At 41.9% G+C, this 19,665-nt stretch carries 14 protein-coding genes; 12 read left to right on the top strand and 2 right to left on the bottom strand.

Translation table 11 applies throughout. The features are described from left to right. Position 1: 1 nt before the first annotated feature. The 10 genes from MMU05_RS02330 to MMU05_RS02285 all read left to right on the top strand — a co-directional run bounded on the left by MMU05_RS02330 (position 2) and on the right by MMU05_RS02285 (position 15,232). A complete protein-coding gene (locus MMU05_RS02330; protein ID WP_241140043.1) occupies positions 2-481 on the top strand; it encodes a hypothetical protein in 480 nt (159 codons plus the stop codon). An 883-nt stretch (positions 482-1,364) separates the two neighbouring features. Next, entirely contained in the window at positions 1,365-4,595 is a 3,231-nt protein-coding gene (locus MMU05_RS02325) for a SusC/RagA family TonB-linked outer membrane protein (RefSeq protein WP_241140042.1), read from the top strand. A gap of 19 nt (positions 4,596-4,614) precedes the next feature. Continuing rightward, positions 4,615-6,270 carry a SusD/RagB family nutrient-binding outer membrane lipoprotein gene (locus tag MMU05_RS02320; RefSeq protein ID WP_241140041.1) on the top strand — a complete coding sequence of 552 codons (1,656 nt, stop codon included), beginning with the start codon at positions 4,615-4,617 and terminating at the stop codon, positions 6,268-6,270. A gap of 19 nt (positions 6,271-6,289) precedes the next feature. Then, on the top strand, positions 6,290-7,249 hold the full coding sequence (locus MMU05_RS02315) for a hypothetical protein (RefSeq protein WP_241140040.1): 960 nt from the start codon (positions 6,290-6,292) through the stop codon (positions 7,247-7,249). A 245-nt stretch (positions 7,250-7,494) separates the two neighbouring features. Further along, positions 7,495-10,293, top strand: a complete 2,799-nt coding sequence (locus MMU05_RS02310) for a 2-oxoglutarate dehydrogenase E1 component (RefSeq protein WP_241140039.1) — start codon at positions 7,495-7,497, stop codon at positions 10,291-10,293. A gap of 93 nt (positions 10,294-10,386) precedes the next feature. Next, a complete protein-coding gene (gene odhB, locus MMU05_RS02305) occupies positions 10,387-11,925 on the top strand; it encodes a 2-oxoglutarate dehydrogenase complex dihydrolipoyllysine-residue succinyltransferase (RefSeq protein WP_241140038.1) in 1,539 nt (512 codons plus the stop codon). A 207-nt stretch (positions 11,926-12,132) separates the two neighbouring features. After that, a complete protein-coding gene (locus tag MMU05_RS02300; RefSeq protein WP_241140037.1) occupies positions 12,133-12,492 on the top strand; it encodes a four helix bundle protein in 360 nt (119 codons plus the stop codon). Positions 12,493-12,643: 151 nt separating this feature from the next. Next, entirely contained in the window at positions 12,644-14,041 is a 1,398-nt protein-coding gene (gene lpdA, locus MMU05_RS02295; RefSeq protein WP_241140036.1) for a dihydrolipoyl dehydrogenase, read from the top strand. 164 nt (positions 14,042-14,205) lie between these two features. Continuing rightward, on the top strand, positions 14,206-14,733 hold the full coding sequence (locus MMU05_RS02290) for a hypothetical protein (protein WP_241140035.1): 528 nt from the start codon (positions 14,206-14,208) through the stop codon (positions 14,731-14,733). A gap of 13 nt (positions 14,734-14,746) precedes the next feature. Further along, positions 14,747-15,232 carry a peptide deformylase gene (locus tag MMU05_RS02285; RefSeq protein ID WP_241140034.1) on the top strand — a complete coding sequence of 162 codons (486 nt, stop codon included), beginning with the start codon at positions 14,747-14,749 and terminating at the stop codon, positions 15,230-15,232. A gap of 2 nt (positions 15,233-15,234) precedes the next feature. Here the strand turns inward: MMU05_RS02285 and MMU05_RS02280 are convergent, their stop codons facing one another. Continuing rightward, positions 15,235-15,624, bottom strand: coding sequence for a helix-turn-helix domain-containing protein (locus MMU05_RS02280; protein WP_241140033.1), 390 nt, complete (start codon positions 15,622-15,624; stop codon positions 15,235-15,237). 57 nt (positions 15,625-15,681) lie between these two features. Next, entirely contained in the window at positions 15,682-15,864 is a 183-nt protein-coding gene (locus MMU05_RS02275) for a type II toxin-antitoxin system HicA family toxin (RefSeq protein WP_241140032.1), read from the bottom strand. Between the two features lie 634 nt (positions 15,865-16,498). On the opposite strand from MMU05_RS02275, the gene carB reads away from it, so the two are divergent. Together carB and MMU05_RS02265 are read left to right on the top strand one after the other, a co-directional pair. Then, a complete protein-coding gene (carB, locus tag MMU05_RS02270) occupies positions 16,499-19,318 on the top strand; it encodes a carbamoyl-phosphate synthase large subunit (RefSeq protein WP_241140031.1) in 2,820 nt (939 codons plus the stop codon). Positions 19,319-19,395: 77 nt separating this feature from the next. Beyond that, positions 19,396-19,653, top strand: a complete 258-nt coding sequence (locus MMU05_RS02265) for a DUF4834 family protein (protein WP_241140030.1) — start codon at positions 19,396-19,398, stop codon at positions 19,651-19,653. The last annotated feature ends 12 nt before the right edge of the window (positions 19,654-19,665 follow it).

The raw sequence follows: 19,665 nt of genomic DNA, 5'->3' as shown, positions 1-19,665 counted from the left end.
TATGAAAAAACCAATTCTAATTCTCGCAGTCCTGTTTTCATTACTTTTTGTAAGTGAATCAAAGGCACAGTACAACACAGGTATAGGGCTAAGGCTCGGTTCCGGAAATGGCCTTACTGTAAAGCACTTTATCCAAAGCGGTGCAGCTATTGAAGGTATCCTGTACACAAGATGGCAGGGATTTATCATCACCGGCCTATATGAAGTCCATAAAGACATCGATGGGGCCAAAGGCCTACAGTGGTTTTATGGTGGTGGTGCCCACATAGGTACGTGGAATGCTGACAGAAGGAATACGCCTTGGGGCGATAACGGCAACAGTTCAACGGTGGTTGGATTGGATGGTATTATCGGTTTGGATTATAAATTTGACGATGCACCAATAAACTTATCCCTCGATTGGAAGCCGGCTGTCAATATCAGTGACAATGGCGGTCTATGGTGGGATGAAGTAGCCTTATCCATAAGATTTGCTTTCTAATATAAATACAGCAGGCAAACGTTTTGTCTCCATCAGAACGATCTGCTAATAAATGCGGGATAGGGTCACCTTGAAACTCATGGTGGTTCTATCGTAGCTAAAGTTTCTAATCTGGATGCAGCTAAGGCAATGATGCCTGCTGCATCCATTTTTTTTGTAAAGCGCCTTTAATGGATGGTGGTTTAGGCTTTATTCAATTCCAAATTAAATTCGGTCTGTATGAAGCCCTAAAAAAATCCAATCACATGAATAAAGACTCAAATCAAAACCCCAAAGTCAGTGAATTTTGAAAAAAATCCTTTCTTGGTAAAAATTTTGACCCCAAATACATTTTTGTGCGCTCAAATCAAAAATTCATGATTGAAAAGACGGGAAATCAGGAAAGGATCAAAAATTTTTTTCAATTAGAAATTTAAAGAATCATTCTTTTTCCTTCTTTCCCACCCAAATTTGTGAATATTGGTTTATATGGGTAAAAAATTACTGAATAATTAAATAATTGCCATATACGATATGAAATATGTATCTAAAGTAATTTTTTTTTAAAAAAATCAAAATATTTATTTTATATCATATCAGAATAAAATTCTGCGGATTCTGGTTGAATCTATTTAAAAAAAACTGAATGTTCGAAATAAAAATGATTTCCAAATAATTCACTTTTTTGAGCCCATCCGTAAGTATTTACCCTTAGATCTTAAAAAATTCAGATTATTTTAACTTTAACAATAATTAACATTGATGAATACGATTTAATATCGCTTTAAATATAAATAAAAGTAGAAAAAAATATAATATAACGATATATTTTTCGCGGATTGGCTGATTTTGAAATGTGACGGAAATAAATTTTATTTACAAATCAACTAAACTAAAATACCTTATGAGAAAAGCTTTACTCTTTGTTATTGCGCTTTTCACCATGACACTCAGTATCGAGGTGTCGGCGCAACAACGGGTAATTACCGGAAAGGTAATTTCCGATGAAGATGGGCAGGGCCTCCCAGGCGCTACCGTCCTCGTGAAGGGTACAACAGTAGGTACTACCACCGATTTGGATGGTAATTACTCTATTAATGTACCGGACGGATCGAATGTATTGATTTATTCTTTTGTGGGTTTGAAGACCCTAGAAGAAGCAATCGGCAACAGATCTGTCATCAATGTAACGCTCACTACTGATGCGTCGCAACTATCCGAAGTGGTAGTAACGGCAATCGGTATTGAGAAAGAAAAGAAAGCCTTGGGCTACGCAGTAACCTCTGTTGGGGATGAACAAATCCAAAACAGACCGGAAGCTGACGTTGCGAGGGTTCTTCAAGGTAAAGTGGCAGGTGTAAACATCACCGCTACTAACGGTAATTCAGGTGCTGGTACAAACATCATCATCAGGGGTTATTCTTCAGCCACAGGTTCTAACCAGCCTTTGTTCGTTGTAGATGGTGTTCCTTTCAACACCAATACGAATGCTGCAACAGGATTTGGTTCAGGTGGTGCTACCACCTCAAGCCGTTTCTTGGATATTGATCCTAACAATATTGAGAACATCTCTGTGTTGAAAGGTCTTTCGGCTACTGTATTGTATGGTGATCAGGGTAGAAACGGTGTAATCTTGGTTACAACCAAATCAGGTTCTAGAAAAAGAAAGCAAGCAGAAGTGACTGTTAACCAGTCTATCTTCTCAAACAATGCAGCTTCGCTTCCAACTTTCGGACAGGTTTATGGTAACGGATTCCAGCAGCAGCCAGGATTATTCTTCTCTAACTTCGGTCCAAGAATGGACCTGGGTTTGCAGATTAACCACCCAGTAGCCTCTTCTTCTCTTGCTAGTATCAGAAACGCTTTCCCCGAGTTTTTTGAGAAAGATGCCAACGGAAACCCAACCACTACGCCTATTAAGTATGATTACAAGGCGTATGCTGATCCAAGCGAGACTTTCTTCCAAACTGGATTGGTTAGCAATACTTCAGTACAGATTCAAGGTGGTGGACAAAGCACAGGTTATAGTGCTTCATTCGGCTATACTTCTGACGAAGGTTTCCTACCGGGAAACAAATTGACCAAATATAACTTCGGTTTGGGTATCAACTCAGCAGTAAGTGAAAAATTCACCATCAACTCTTCCTTTACCTTCGCTAGAACGGGTGTAGATTCTCCTCCTGTCAATGCTGCTTTCGGTTCAGGTCCTAACGGTGGTATTCCTTCAGCTTATGCCAATGTTTTGTATTCTCCGCGAACAGTAGATTTGGCCGGGCTTCCTTTCGAAAATCCCGTCGATAGAAGTTCAGTGTATTTCCGATCAGGAAATGACCAGGTTAATCCACTATGGCTAGTGAAAAATTACAAAAACACTTCTGTTGTAAACCGTTTCTTCAACTCAACATCTTTGAACTATGACTTCACTGATAACTTCTCTGTAACCTACCGATTAGGTTTGGATACATACACAGAAGTACAGGAAGCCATGTATAACAAAGGTGGAGGTGCCGGAGTAACATTAGATGCAAGACAAGGGTATTACAGAACAATCAACATCAACAATACCATTTGGAACCAGGATTTGATTTTGAACTATAGAAAAACACTTTCTGAGAAGGTGGGGATTAGTGCACTTTTGGGTTTCAACTCAAGATATGACAAATTCCAACAAAACGGTATCGCTTCCACCGGTCAGTTGGCTTTTGACCTTTTCAGACACTCTAACTTCCTTGTTTCTGCACCCATTGACCCACTTGGCGCAGGCCGTATGGATTATATGGTTGAAGAAAGAAGGATGGGTATCTATGCCTCGGCAACCTTGGATTATAGCAACTATTTGTTCTTGAACCTTGTAGCTAGAAATGATTGGACTTCTACAGTAGAACCTGAGAACAGAAGGATCCTTTATCCGGGCGCTTCAGTTTCCTTTATCCCTTCAGATGCATTCAGCTGGAATTCATCCACTGTCAATGACCTAAAACTGAGATTGGGTTACGGAACTTCAGCGGGTTTCCCAAGACCGTACCAAACAAGAAACATCTTGGGACAGTCTTCTAGGGCTTTCCAAAATGCAGGAGGAACTTTATTCCAATCTCAAACATTGAGCAATACTTTGGGTAATCCTAACTTGAAGCCTGAATTGCACGAAGAACTCGAGTTTGGTATCGAAACAGGCATGTTCAACAACAAAGTAAGATTTGACATCTCTTTGTATCAGAAGAACACCAACAATTTGATTACTGAAGCACCGATAGATCCAGCAACTGGTTTCAATAATACAACCATCAATATTGGTAAAATCAGAAACAGAGGTATTGAATTCCAAGGTACTGCCACTCCGATAACGACTGCAAGTGGATTCAGTTGGGAGACCATTGTAAACTGGACTGCTTACAGGACAGTTACCATGGAATTGGGTGAAGGTTTGGAAGAAGTCGTTTATGCAGGTTTTACTACCTTGGGTAACTTTGCCATTCCAGGACAGCCTTTTGGTATCATCAAAGGAACTGTTTTTGCACGTGATGAGCAGACAGGTCAGCCAATAGTAGATACTAACGGAACTTACCTTGAAGATACAGAAATCGGAGTCTTGGGTGATCCAAATCCAAAGTGGACAGGTTCTTGGATCAACACTTTGAGATACAAAGGATTCTTCATGAACTTCATGTTGGAATATAGAAGAGGTGGTATCATCTTCTCTAACACTGTGACAGCTACCCTTGCGAGAGGTGTAACAAAAGATCCGGTTGTTGACAGAGAGATGAGTTTCATCCTTCCGGGTGTAAAGAGAGACGGTACTCCTAATGATATTCAGATCACTGCTTCAAACTACTTCTTTGATGGGTATCACGTAGGTGCCGATGAATCAAACGTGTTTGATGGCTCAGCTGTTAGATTGAGAGAATTGTCATTTGGTTATGACCTTCCTTCTTCTCTTCTTTCTAAGACTCCTTTCAAGCGTGCTTCTGTTGCGCTTAGTGGTACTAACCTATGGTTTAGAGCGCTTAACTTCCCTCCAAACATGAACTACGATGTGGACGTTTTGGGTGTGGGTGTTGGTAACGGTTTGGGCTTTGACTTTGTAACTGGTCCTAGCTCTAGAAGATTCGGTGGTACATTAACCTTAGCATTCTAAACCACTAAATTCTAAAAAAATGAAAAGAAAAATATATAGTCTGATAGTTGCTTTTACCATGGTATTTGCAACATCCTGTGACCTAGATCTCCTTGATTCTCCAAATGAGGTTACAGCTTCCACTGCTGATCCAAGTTGGGTACTGAATAACGTTCAGTTGGCTTATGCAGGTATGTTTGAAGGCATCAGTAATACTGGTGCACAAATAACCAGGATATTGTCTCAGCCCAACGTCAACTACCAAAATGCTTACAATGCGACTGCATTGAACGGTGTTTGGAACACTTCATACGCGACAATTCTTAGTGATATTCAATTTATTGAGAATGAATTGAATACACCTGAAAGGTCTATACCAAGACATGTGGCGATGGCTAAAGTGTTTAAAGCGATGGTATTGATGCATTTGGTGGACCACCTAGGGGATGTTCCTTATTCTAAAGCCCTCAATCCGGCCGACTTTGCTCCGACAGTGGACAGTGCAGCAGATGTGTACAAAGTAGCCTTGGATGAATTGGTTGCCGCAAGAGCAGCGTTTGCCCTTCCAACTGCATCTCTTCCTACTGATTTGTACTACAATAACAATGTCACAAGATGGCAGAGACTGGTTAATACTTTAGAATTGAAGTATTACCTCAATACCAAATTGGTCAACAGTGGATCTGCAGCAAGAATTGCAGCTTTGGTTGCTGAAGACAATTTGTTGAAAGACGGTGATGATTTTGTATTCCGATATGGTACAAGCCAGACCAATCCTGATTCAAGAGCTCCAAAATTCGGTCAGTATGGTGGTGGTGGTGGTGCTTACCAAAGCACCTTCTATATGTTCCATCTGACTGAAGCAAAAGGTTTTGATGACCCAAGGGTAAGGTATTACCTATACCGTCAACAAACCAAAAACCCTACTGATCCTGATAAATTGAGATGCTTGGGAGAAATTGCTCCGGGCCATTATTTGGCAGGTGGATTTCCTTTCTGCTTGCCTGACTTCAGCCCTACAGGTAGAGGATATTGGGGTAGAGACCACTTGAACAACGAAGGTATTCCACCGGATGGTTTTGAAAGAACCATGTACGGTCTGTATCCTGCAGGTGGTAGATTTGATGACAACTCTGCTTCCCCTGTGAACTCTCCGCTTTTGGGCGCAGGTGGTGCAGGTCTTCAGCCAATCATGTTGTCTGCTTATGTTGACTTCATGGTAGCAGAAGCGATTCAGACCCTCGGCGTACCTGGTGATGCAAAAGCAAGAGTTGCTAGCGGTATCCGTAAGCACATGAACTTCGTAAGATCATTTTCTACTGCATCTTCTCAAGGCGCTATTGTAACTGCTTTCCAACCAAACAATATCTTTAATTCTTTGGTCGATGCCTACATCGCAGCAGTGAATACTGAATGGGATGCAGCTCCGGCAAACAGAAAAATGAACTTGATTGCAAGGGAATATTGGTTGTCTCTTTTCGGTAATGGTGTTGAGTCTTATAACCTTCACAGAAGAACCGGTCAGCCTGACAAAATGCAGCCTGCTTTGGCAGTTGATCCGGGATTATTCCCAAGATCTTTCTTGTATCCGACTGATTTTGTTGTCACCAATAAAAATGCTCCTCCACAGAAGGCAAACCTTGGTCAAAGAGTGTTCTGGGATACCAATCCTGAAGGTAACGGCTGGATTAACTAACCTCTAAAATTGCTAAAATATGAAATTGATAAAATATAGTTTTGGAATGTTGGTATCCATGTTGGTTTTTATAACCTCATGTACTGACTTCGTAGAGCCAAGGATTCCTTATTCAACCTTTGATACAGGTGCCTACCTTAGAACTGTTGCCCGTACAAGCGATACATTTAACTTCTTTGACTTGGCAAATGCCAAATTTGATATTACTATCGAAGGAGTAGATGCTGAGAATGGTGCTACTGTCGAATCAGTAGAAGTAAGGGTAAGACGTAGGAGATTGATTCCTGGTGTAGGATTGCAGTATGTGCCTGTTGGTACAAGTTCTACCGTGAATGATGTCCTTGTAAAAACACTTTCATCAGCTGATTTTGCTCCAAATGACCAAAGTAAATTCCTTAGGGCTAAAATTTTGGTGACTTCAGCAGAAACATTTGCTGCATTGGGAATTACTGCTTCTCAGGTAAATGGTGGAGACGTGTTTGAATTCCGTCTGAAAATGACTGACAAATCTGGACGTGTATTCAATGATGTCAATGCAAGTCCGGATATCAAAGGTGGTGCATTCTATGCTTCTCCATTCTTATACAACGTTTCTGTGGTTTGTCCTTCAAACTTAGCCGGTACCTATGAATTCACTTCTTCTGAAATGAGTTCTCCATTCGGTTCATGTCCAGGGTCTATTACAGGTACAGTAACATTTACTGCTGTAGCAGGTACCACTTCATATGGAGTTTCTGATGCTACTTTCGGCTTCTGGGATTGTTATGGAGATACTTTCGGTGGCACTGTGAGGTTGAATGATGCTTGTGGTTCCCTGACTTTCTCCGGTTCGGATAAATATGGTGATACCTATACCTTTAACTTCATCAGTGTTTCGCCTGCTGAGTTGGTATTTACTTGGGTCAATACTTCTGCTGAAACCGGTAGGGTAGTATTGAAATCCAATGCGGGTAAACCATGGCCTCCAGGATTGAGATAAGAATTGATTAATTTTGAATAATTCAGAAAGCAGCATCCTTCGGGTGCTGCTTTTTTTTTATGGTCTTTAAGTTCTGCTAAAATTTTGCTTGATGAATTTGAGCAATGTCTTATTTCTTTGTTTGGCCGATTGGTTAGTTTGGACTTTCTTTTTTTGAAATCAATTTTTTCCATTTGTATAACCGTTTTAACGGTTTTTAATTGTCTTTTTTTGAATTTACATTTGTCTTGTTGACAATAAAACCGATGGATAAATTCTCCTATATCTCCAATGCGCATGTAGCCTATATCGATGAGCTGTATGCTGATTATAAAAACAACCCCGAATCAATTGATCCGAGTTGGAAAGTTTTTTTTGATGGCTTTGATTTCGCTGTTACCAAATTCGGTGATGAACCGGCTTCTGTAGCATCCCCAAAAAGTAACGAAACTGCCAAAGATCCTGTCAATGGTTCCTTGCTTACTCCGGGGACTATTATGGATATGGAACAGTTGCCTAAAGAAATCAAAGTTCGGGCACTGATCCACGCCTACAGGTCCCGTGCGCACCTCAGGTCCAAAACCAATCCTGTTAGGGAAAGGAGAGACAGGAAGGCACTTTTGGATATAGAAGATTTTGGATTGGATCAAAATGACCTCAATGCCGAATTCCAGGCAGGAAAAGAAATTGGCATTGGAACTGTGAAGCTTTCCAAGTTGATTGAATCCTTGAAAATAATTTACGAGGGGGCAATCGGTTTTGAATATACCTATATCAGGGATCCTGAAATGCTCGATTGGTTGAAGACCAAGTTCGAAAAAGAAGCTTTGTCTTTCAATCCAACTGTGGAGGCCAAAAAAAGGATCCTTTTTAAATTGAACCAAGCAGTTGTATTCGAGAATTTTCTACACACCAAATACCTGGGACAAAAAAGATTTTCCTTGGAAGGTGGGGAAAGCACCATACCATTTTTGGATGCAGTCATCAATACAGCTGCTGACTATGGCGTAGAGGAAGTCATGATCGGTATGGCGCACAGGGGCAGACTCAATGTGCTTTCCAATATCATGGGAAAAACCTACGAACAGATTTTTTCAGAGTTTGAAGGTACTGCAAAACCTGACCTGACCATGGGCGATGGCGATGTCAAATACCATATGGGTTACTCCAGTGACATCATTACCACAGGAGACAAAAAAGTCAACCTCAAGTTGGCACCTAATCCTTCTCACTTGGAGGCGGTAAATCCGGTGGTTGTTGGTTTTATGAGAGCAAAAATTGATTCCCAACATAAGAACGATTCAAATAAGGCACTTCCGATTCTCATCCATGGCGACGCAGCTGTTGCCGGTCAGGGGATCGTATATGAAGTGACCCAAATGGCAGGACTGAAGGGATACAATACCGGAGGTACAATCCATTTTGTTATCAACAACCAAGTTGGATTTACTACCGATTTCGATGATGCAAGGACCTCTATTTATTGTACAGATGTAGCCAAAATCATAGATGCTCCTGTCATCCACGTCAATGGAGACAATGCAGAAGCAGTTGTTTTTGCAGCCAATATTGCTGCGGAATTCAGACAAAAATTCAAGAAAGACATTTTTGTCGATATGGTTTGCTATAGAAGGCATGGCCATAATGAATCGGACGAACCGAAATTTACCCAACCAGAACTTTATAATATTATCTCCAAGCATCCTAATCCAAGAGAAATCTATGTCAAGAGATTGACAGAAAGAGGGGACATAGACGCAGAGATTGCGAGGGTAATGGATGAAGAGTTCAGGCAGTTGCTTCAGGACAGGCTGAATCTGGTCAAAGAAAAACCTTTGCCTTACCAATTCACCAAATTTGAAAGGGAATGGCAGTCTTTGAGAAGATCCACTCCTGAGGATTTTGACAAGTCTCCTGATACTGCAGTGTCTCTTGAAAGTATAGAAAAAGTGGCCGAGGCATTGACCACTATTCCTAAGGGATTCAAGCCTATCAAGCAAATTGAAGTACAGTTGAAGCAAAGGAAGGACATGTTCTTTACTGCCAAATCCCTCAATTGGGCAGCTGCCGAATTGTTGGCTTATGGTACCTTGCTTCTTCAAGGAAAGACTGTCAGGATTACCGGACAGGATTGCCAGAGAGGAACTTTTTCCCACAGGCATGCAGTCGTCCACGACGCTAATACGAATATTCCTTATAACTTCCTGAAAGAACTCAAAGACAGCAAAGGCCTCTTCAGCATATACAATTCTTTGCTCTCGGAGTATGCTGTTTTAGGATTCGAATACGGATATGGCATGGCCAGTCCACATTCACTCACGATTTGGGAAGCCCAATTTGGGGATTTTGCCAATGGTGCCCAGACAATGATAGACCAGTTTATTTCTTCTGGGGAATCCAAATGGGGAAAGATGAACGGTATCGTCATGCTATTGCCTCACGGATATGAAGGTCAGGGTCCTGAGCATTCCAATGCCAGACCTGAAAGATTCCTCCAGCTTTCCGCAGAATATAACATGGTAGTAGCCAATATCACAGAACCATCAAATTTCTTCCACCTTTTAAGAAGACAGCAAGCTTGGGACTTTAGAAAGCCTTGTGTAGTCATGTCTCCCAAATCTTTGTTGAGACATCCAAAGGTAGTTTCTCCTTTAGAAGAATTCACAAAAGGTGGTTTTAGGGAGATTTTGACTGACAATGTGGTAGATCCTAAAAATGTAAAAAGGGTATTGATTTGCTCAGGAAAGATATTTTATGACCTTGATGAGGCGAGAGAAAAGGAAAAGGTATCCGATGTAGCTATTGTTAGAATAGAACAGCTTCATCCTTTTCCTAAAAAACAGATAATGGAAGCCCTTCAGGCTTACAAAGGTGCCGAAATCGTTTGGGTTCAGGAAGAACCTGAAAATATGGGCTATTGGAATTATATTTTGAGAATGTTGTACAGGGAACTTCCTATGGACATTATTTCAAGAAAGCCTTCCGCTTCCCCTGCTACAGGTTACAATAAAGTCCATGTGGAAGAACAGGGCAAAATTGTCAGACAGGCTTTGAAGCTTTCCTGATTCTCCTGTGTCATGGAGTAATCTCCTTGAGCAAGAGATTGATTGAGGATACCAAATATATTTGGCCGTTTTTGGCCTTAAATAAAAAGAACAATGAACCTAGAAATGAAAGTCCCGACTGTCGGGGAATCTATCACAGAAGTCACCATTGGTCAGTGGTTTAAAAAGGAAGGTGACCAAGTCCAGATGGATGAGGTGATCTGTGAGTTAGAATCCGACAAGGCCACTTTTGAGCTGACGGCAGAAGCTGCCGGTACATTGAAAATCAAAGCCCAGGAAGGGGACACTTTAGAAATCGGGGCAGTTATTTGTGTGATTGATTCAGCATCAAATTCAGAAAGCAAAGAAGAAAAAACAATTGTTATGGAAGCAGCAAAATCAAGCCAAGGAGGCAAAACAGGAGAAATCAAAGATATGATTGTACCTACGGTCGGAGAATCAATCACTGAGGTGACATTGGCATCATGGTTGAAAGCGGATGGTGATTATGTGACTTTGGATGAAATCATCGCTGAAGTCGATTCCGATAAGGCTACTTTTGAATTGCCTGCCGAAGCCAATGGAATCCTTCGCCACGTTGCCAAAGAAGGGGACATCCTGGAAATAGGCGGCTTGATCTGCAAAATCGAAGTGGTCGAAGGAGGCGCTCCGGTAACTGCTGCTTCTGCCCCGGCTGAAGCAGAACAGGCTGAAGCAGTACCTTCAGGAAACGAAACTTATGCTACCGGCCATGCTTCTCCGGCTGCCGCCAAGATAATCGCCGAAAAAGGAATCAGTTCCGATGATGTCAAAGGAACAGGCAAGGATGGACGCATCACCAAAGAGGATGCCATCAGTGCTGAAGGCAAACCAAAAGAAGCTCCAAAAGCTGCTGATGTAAAACCTGCCGCTCCGAAAGTTGAAGCACCTTCTGCTCCGAGAATAGCAGGAAGCAGAGAAAGTAGGAGAGAAAAAATGACTTCCCTGAGAAGAACAGTTTCAAGGAGATTGGTTGCTGTGAAGAATGAGACTGCCATGCTGACCACCTTCAATGAAGTCAACATGGGACCTATCATGGATATCCGTAAGAAATACAAAGACCAATTCAAAGAAAAGCATGGCGTCAACCTTGGCTTCATGTCTTTCTTTACCAAAGCTGTTTGCGTGGCGCTTCAGGAATGGCCTGCTGTCAATGCCATGATCGATGGCAACGAAATCATCTACAATGACTTTTGCGACATTTCCATTGCTGTTTCTGCACCAAAAGGATTGGTGGTACCGGTCATCAGAAATGCAGAAGCAATGAGCTTCGACCAAATCGAAAAAGAAGTAGTAAGATTAGCTGGCAAGGCTAGAGACAACAAATTGTCGATTGAAGAAATGACCGGCGGAACGTTCACCATCACCAATGGCGGTGTTTTTGGTTCCATGATGTCCACCCCGATTATCAATGCGCCCCAGTCTGCTATTCTAGGCATGCACAATATCGTGGAGAGACCAATGGCTGTCAACGGCGAAGTCAAAATCCTTCCAATGATGTATCTTGCCCTTTCTTATGACCACAGAATCATCGACGGCAGAGAGTCAGTCAGTTTTTTGGTACGTGTCAAGCAATTGCTCGAAGATCCGACAAGGTTGCTTTTTGGAGTTTGAGGGAAGGATGAGGGAGGAAGGATGAAGTAGGAAGTTGGAGAGTAGGAGGTAAAAGGTGAGAAGTAATAGGTGAAATTGAGTACAAAGTATTATGTACCAAGAACCAAATATTTAAATAGTCGAATAAATTGGCTCCTTGAGAATGTATTGGAGTGAAGAAAATTTAAAATTCAGTTAAATTATAACTTCACTAAAATCCCAAGGAAAATGCACAGGTATAAAGAGTTAAAAGTTTGGCAAAAGGCCATTGACTTAGCAGTTGAGGTTTACAAGATTACGGAGAAACTGCCGAAAGATGAAAAATTCGGTTTGATAAGTCAAATGAATCGGGCGGTGGTTTCTATTCCTTCCAATATTGCTGAGGGTGCAGGTAGAAACGGCAAAAAAGAATTCCATAATTTCTTAGGAATTGCTCTTGGATCTTCATTCGAATTGGATACACAAATGGTGATTTCAAATCGCCTGAATTATCTGAATGACGAAGATTTTAAAAATGTTGAAAAAGAATTGGAGCATGTGCAAAATATGATTGTCAAGCTCAAAATGAGTTTGAATATTGATACTTAATTCGAATCATATATCTCCACTCTTACAAAATTTCAATTTCAATAGAAACCATAAGTACTTGGTACTTTGTACCAAATACATCAACAAAATTCAATCTTCAGTGGTACCAAGTCTCATGTCTTGTGTCTCACATCTAAAATCTATTTTAAAAATGTACGACGTCATAGTAATTGGTTCAGGCCCGGGAGGATATGTAGCAGCCATCAGGGCAGCACAATTGGGTATGAAAACCGCCATCATTGAGAAATACTCCACGCTCGGAGGAACCTGCCTCAATGTAGGTTGTATTCCTTCCAAAGCACTTTTGGACTCTTCCGAGCATTACCACAATGCCGCCCATACTTTTAAAACTCACGGCATCAACCTCGACAACTTAGAGGTAAACCTAGAGCAGATGATTGCCCGCAAAGCCGAGGTGGTCAAGCAAAACGTAGATGGTATCCAGTTTTTGATGAAGAAAAACAAAATCGATGTGCACCACGGTTTGGGTTCTTTTGTAGATGCCAATACCGTCAAAGTCACCAAAGACGACGGTTCATCTGAAGAAATCAAAGGAACAAATATCATCATTGCGACAGGGTCTAAGCCTGCATCTTTGCCATTTATCAAAATCGACAAGGACAGGGTCATCACTTCTACCGAAGCATTGAAACTGAAAGAAATTCCAAAGCACATGATCGTCATTGGTGGCGGAGTGATCGGAATGGAATTGGGTTCTGTCTATGGCAGACTTGGAGCAAAAGTATCTGTGGTAGAATACCTCGATGCCATCATTCCTTCCATGGACCGGACGATGGGCAAAGAACTTCAGAAGTCATTAAAAAAATTGAATTTCGACTTTTACCTGAAACACAAAGTGACTGCCGTAGAAAATACCGGTAAAGAGGTAATCGTCAAAGCAGAAAACAGCAAAGGAGAAACCATCGAAATTGTAGGAGATTATGTTTTGGTTTCAATTGGAAGAAAAGCATACACTGAAGGACTGAATGCCGAAGCCGCAGGAGTGAAGATTACGGAGAGGGGATTGGTCGAGGTGGATGCACATCTGAGAACAAATGTTCCAAACATCTATGCCATCGGAGACGTGGTCAAAGGAGCGATGTTGGCACACAAAGCGGAAGAAGAAGGTGTTTTCGTAGCAGAAACCATCGCCGGACAAAAGCCGCATATCAATTACCTGTTGATCCCTGGAGTAGTCTACACTTGGCCGGAAGTGGCTTCAGTGGGATATACCGAGGAGCAGCTCAAAGAGCAGGGAGTCAAATACAAAACTGGAAAGTTTCCTTTCATGGCCTCAGGCCGTGCACGGGCTTCTATGGATACAGATGGCGTGGTCAAAGTTTTGGCTGATGCAGCTACAGATGAAATCCTAGGTGTCCATATGATTGGACCAAGGACTGCCGATATGATTGCCGAAGCGGTTGTCGCGATGGAATTCCGTGCATCGGCTGAGGACATTGCAAGAATGTCCCATGCGCACCCCACTTATACAGAAGCTTTCAAAGAAGCCTGCTTGGCCGCCACGGACAACAGGGCTTTGCATATCTAGAACCTGACCCTTTGAGGTCTTAACCTTTGAGGTCTTTTTTTGACCTCGAAGGTTTAAAAAAAGACAGAAGACCATCGGTCTAACTTAATTGAACCCAACCTGTCAGCATTCAATTCTGACAGGTTTTTTTTTGGATATAGAATTTCTAATTCTTAAGTTTAACGATGCTCAAACAGATCTGCATAATTTTCTTTTTTTTCATTCATGTTCATGGTTTTGCCCAAGAGAATCTGAGAAGTGATTTTTTGAATCAAATATTTAATACCATTTCAGATGATCCAATCAAGTGTTCCTCAGAAATTCCTGATTGGACTTATCGGAAGTTAAGAGAAGTCTTGAAAACAGAGGGTTCTGGATTTTCTGCAAAAGGCAAAATTGGAAAATGTGATATTTCAAAAGAAGAGCGAAAATTTCTTTTTGACTTAATAGAAAATACAAAAATCAAGGCTGTATCTGATTTTGGATCAAGATTGAGTGAGTCATCCAAAGAAGACAAAACTAAGATTGCAAATATGGAAGGCGGTCAAATTTTTACCTTTTCTGAACCAGTTTTTTTCAGGGACAGTTCAATGGTCCTCTTTTTCCAATATAGATATTGCGGTTCAAAATGCGCTGAGGGAAGGTGGTCTATCTATTTTAAGGATTCTGGAGAATGGAATGAATGTTTGGTTCTTTTAAGCATGGTATCTTAAAATATTTCTTTTGATGAAAAAAGTCGAAGACATTCTCAAACTCGGTGATCCCCGCCTCTATGAAAATTGTGCGGCCCTGACCCGTGATGAACTTCCTTTGGTAGAAAATTGGGTGAAAGACCTGCACGAAGCCATGCAAGATATCCGAAAAAGATATGGATTTGGGAGAGGGATTGCTGCGCCTCAGTTGGGGATCATGAAGCGCTTGTTTTACCTCCATCTCGACAGACCCTACATCATCATCAATCCTGAAATCGTCGATCCCAGCAAAGACATGTTTGAGCTTTGGGATGACTGCATGAGTTTTCCCAATCTGCTAGTCAAAGTCAAAAGACACCAATCCTTGACTTTGGAATACCTGGATGAAAACTGGGAAAAGCAATCTTGGAGCGTCGAGGGTGCGATCTCAGAACTTATCCAACACGAATTTGATCACCTAAACGGCGTACTTTGCACCATGAGGGCCATTGATGACAAGTCGTTTAAGTGGAAGGAGTGAACTTACGAGGTTACGATAATTACCCCTTGCATCTCTGCTGCCAGATTGTGCAGCGTTTTTTCTATTTTTTTTGCCTGCTCGATTGAAGGGCTTTTTACTCCTGAGACATATTGTCTTAGTAGGCCGGGATTCATTCCGGCATGCTCAGCTATCGTGGATATTTTCAAGAAGTCAAACTTCTGAAATAATGCATAGATGTCATATTGGTGAGTAAATTCCACATATTCGGGAGCTAGTTTCTCAAAGTCCCACAAGAGTGCTTTGATTTTAGCTTCCAATTCTGGAACAGTTTCAGCAAAGTCTGTGATCAGATTATCGTTGTACATGATTCGTCCCCAAAGTTCCTTGCCCACCTGTCTTTCGATCGTCAGTGGGATTTTTACGATATCCATTTTTCCTGTTTGTTTTGTGTCCTGTTGTTGTATTGGGTATTGCGAAGTTGGGAAGGGTTATTTAAGTCCCGCTTGTTTCAGAATGGAATATAAAGTACCGGCCGGTACGTCCCCACCATGGATTGGGACCGTTACTTTTCCCGGTTTAGTTGGGTGGACAAGCTGGAGATGACTTCCCTTCTGCGTTTTTTCTGACCAGCTATCTTGCTTGAGTAACTTCAGCAAGTCTTTAATTTTCATACGGTCAAAGTAGCAAATAAGTTACCTGTATACAAATTACATGGTATCATTTTAGCTAATTATTTATGAAAAATTTTGCATATTCTCTTTAAAAATTGAGAATTAATCCAAACGAGTCACTATATCTTTAACCCCGCGCAAGGTGCTTCTCTAATTTTTCCCTTCAACCAATCGACCTTCACCGCCTCCCCTTAGACCAACAGCCCCGAAGCGGGCTGAAAAATATTAACCCCGTGCAAGGTGCTTCCCCAGATTTTATACTTCAACAAATCTCCCTACACCGCCGCTCGGGGTAATGAAAATCCGATGTCTATGGTTTTTGGGAGAAAAAAGGTGAAGTGAGGAATTGGGTTTACACCAAAAACAGGAAAGGCTGATTGATCAATTCATTTTCAATTTCTCCCATTTATGCTTTCCAATTTGTAATTGGAATTAAATCGCATAACCTAACCAAAAGGTAAAATGCCCCTGCCTCCAACAAAAGATAGTCCCAAATAATCCAATTTACAAATCGTCCCCATTCACATAATCTTTCTGCCCTTTTTTTGGATATGGTCGGGCTACTTTAAATTATTTCCCTAATTTTGGACCAATTTAGCCGTAAGTATTTAAACCTCTTAAAACCTCTTTTGGAATGCCTAAGGAAACTAGCATCAAGCACACACTCATCATCGGTTCAGGACCCATTGTCATCGGTCAGGCTTGCGAATTTGATTATGCCGGTTCACAGGCTTCCAGGTCACTCAGGGAGGAAGGTATCAAAGTCACTTTGATCAATTCCAATCCTGCGACGATCATGACGGACCCCGTGACTGCCGACAATGTGTATTTGCTGCCTCTCGACAAAAAATCCATCATCAAAATCCTCCAAGAGCATCCGGATATCGATTCGGTTTTGCCGACGATGGGCGGACAGACTGCGCTGAACCTTGCCATTGATTGCGATAAATCCGGCATTTGGAAAAAATATGGTGTCAGGATGATCGGTGTTGACATCGATGCCATCGATACCGCCGAGAACAGAGAAAAATTCAAAGCACTGATGGAAAAAATCGGTGTGGGTGTCTGTAAAGGAGATACTGCTACTTCTTTCCTTCAGGGAAAAGAAATCGCACAGGAGATTGGATTTCCCCTCATCATCAGAGCATCCTATACCCTCGGAGGAGCAGGAGGGGCTTTTGTAGAGAAAGAAGAGGATTTCGAAAAAGCCCTTGTTGCCGGACTTCAGGCTTCTCCTGTCCATGAGGTGCTGATCGAGCAAAGTATTACGGGTTGGAAAGAGTATGAACTCGAGGTCATGAGGGACAACATCGGCAACATGATTGTCATCTGTTCCATCGAAAACTTTGATCCGATGGGCGTACATACCGGTGATTCCATCACTGTGGCACCTGCGATGACTTTGCCGGATACGGTCTACCAAAGGATGAGGAATTACGCCATCACGATGATGAACAGCATCGGGAATTTTGCCGGTGGATGTAACGTACAGTTCTCTGTCAGTCCTGACAATACCCAGATTATCGGTATCGAAATCAACCCAAGGGTGTCGCGATCTTCCGCTTTGGCTTCCAAAGCTACAGGTTATCCGATTGCGAAAGTTGCGGCTAAGTTGGCTGTCGGCTATAACCTCGATGAGCTGACCAATTCGATTACAGGAAATACCTCCGCGTTTTTTGAGCCTGCCATAGATTATGTGATTGTCAAAATCCCGAGATGGAACTTTGACAAATTCAAAGGTGCCGACAGAAGATTGGGATTGTCCATGAAAGCTGTGGGAGAGGTGATGGGTATCGGGCGCAATTTCCAGGAAGCTTTGCAAAAAGCCTGTCAATCTCTCGAGATCAAAAGAAACGGATTGGGTGCCGATGGCAAAGAACTCCGTGACCAACAGAAAATTTTATATAGCCTTGCCAACCCAAGTTGGGACAGGCTTTTCCATATTTACGATGCTTTCAAATTGGGCATTTCCTTCAGGACCATCCATGACCTGACCAAAATTGATAAGTGGTTCCTCAGACAGATTGAAGAACTGATCCACGTCGAGGACCAGATCAGCAAATTCAACCTCAATACCATTCCGAGGGAATTGATGGATATGGCCAAGAAAAAAGGTTATGCAGACCGTCAGTTGGCTCATCTGTTGGGTTGTCTGGAGAGTGAGGTCTTCACAAAGCGCTACGAAGAAATGGGCATCAAGCGGGTTTTCAAACTCGTAGATACCTGCGCCGCGGAATTTGATGCCCAGACTCCTTATTACTATTCAACATTTGGAGAAGAAAATGAATCTCCGGTTACCAACAGGAAAAAAGTGGTGGTGTTGGGTTCAGGTCCCAATAGGGTAGGACAGGGGATTGAGTTTGATTACTCCTGTGTCCATGGTGTTTTGGCCGCCAAAGAATGTGGCTACGAGACCATCATGATCAACTGTAACCCTGAAACAGTCTCTACGGATTTTGATATTTCAGACAAGCTTTATTTTGAGCCGGTCTTTTGGGAACATATCTATGAAATCATCCTTCACGAAAAGCCCTTGGGTGTAATCGTTCAGTTGGGAGGGCAGACTGCTTTGAAGCTTGCCGAGAAGTTGGATAAATACGGCATCAAGATCATCGGTACAAGCTACGAGGCATTGGATTTGGCTGAGGATAGGGGAAGATTTTCGAATTTGCTCAAAGAAAATGATGTGCCTTATCCTGAATTTGGTACCATCCACAATACCGACGAGGCCTTGGAATTGTGCAAGACGATTGGATTCCCTCTATTGGTGAGGCCATCCTATGTTTTGGGAGGTCAGGGGATGAAGATTGTCATCAATGAAAAAGAACTCGAAGAGCATGTGGTCAATGTACTCCGGGATATTCCAAACAATGAAATCCTTTTGGACCATTTCTTGGAAAGGGCTATTGAGGCTGAGGCTGACGCCATCTGTGATGGAGAAAACGTCTACATCATCGGTATCATGCAGCATATCGAGCCGGCAGGAATCCATTCAGGGGATTCTTATGCGGTCTTGCCTCCATACAATCTTGGTGATTATGTGATGCGTCAGATTGAAACCTATACCAAGAGAATTGCTTTGGCACTCAGAACAGTTGGCTTGATCAATATTCAATTTGCGATCAAAAATGACAAGGTCTACGTCATCGAAGCCAATCCAAGGGCGTCAAGGACGGTTCCTTTTATTTGTAAAGCCTATCAGGAACCTTACGTCAATTATGCCGTAAAGGTGATGTTGGGTGAGAAAAAAGTAACCGACTTTGAATTCAATCCTGTCAAAAAGGGTTATGCCATCAAGGAACCGATTTTCTCTTTCCACAAATTCCCCAATGTCAACAAAGAACTTGGCCCTGAAATGAAGTCAACGGGAGAAGCCATTTACTTCATTGAGGATCTGATGGACGATTATTTCTTGAAGATTTATTCTGAAAGAAACCTTTACCTGAGTAGATAATAAACTTTGGACATGAGACAAAAGACCTGAGACACTAGATTGTCTCACGTCTTTTGTCTCACATCTCACATCTTAAAATGGGATTTATTTTCAAATTTCTTCTAATTGCAATTGCCCTTTCTTGGATATTCTCCAAGTTGCTTCAGTTTTTTGTAAAAAGTAAACTCAAGCAGTTTGTAGACCATGCCAATGACCTAAAGCGGGAAGATGACAGGAGGAGAAAACCGCCGGGAGCAAATGTTAATGTTGACCACATTCCAAAAGAATACGAACAAAAGAGGTCAAAAGAAATCAAAGGCGGTGACTATATCGATTATGAAGAAGTGAAGGAATAATCCTTCACTTTT

The organism is Cognataquiflexum rubidum (assembly GCF_022538115.1).
Classification (GTDB): Bacteria; Bacteroidota; Bacteroidia; order Cytophagales; family Cyclobacteriaceae; genus Cognataquiflexum; species Cognataquiflexum rubidum.
This window is presented reverse-complemented; position numbering and strand designations above follow the sequence as displayed.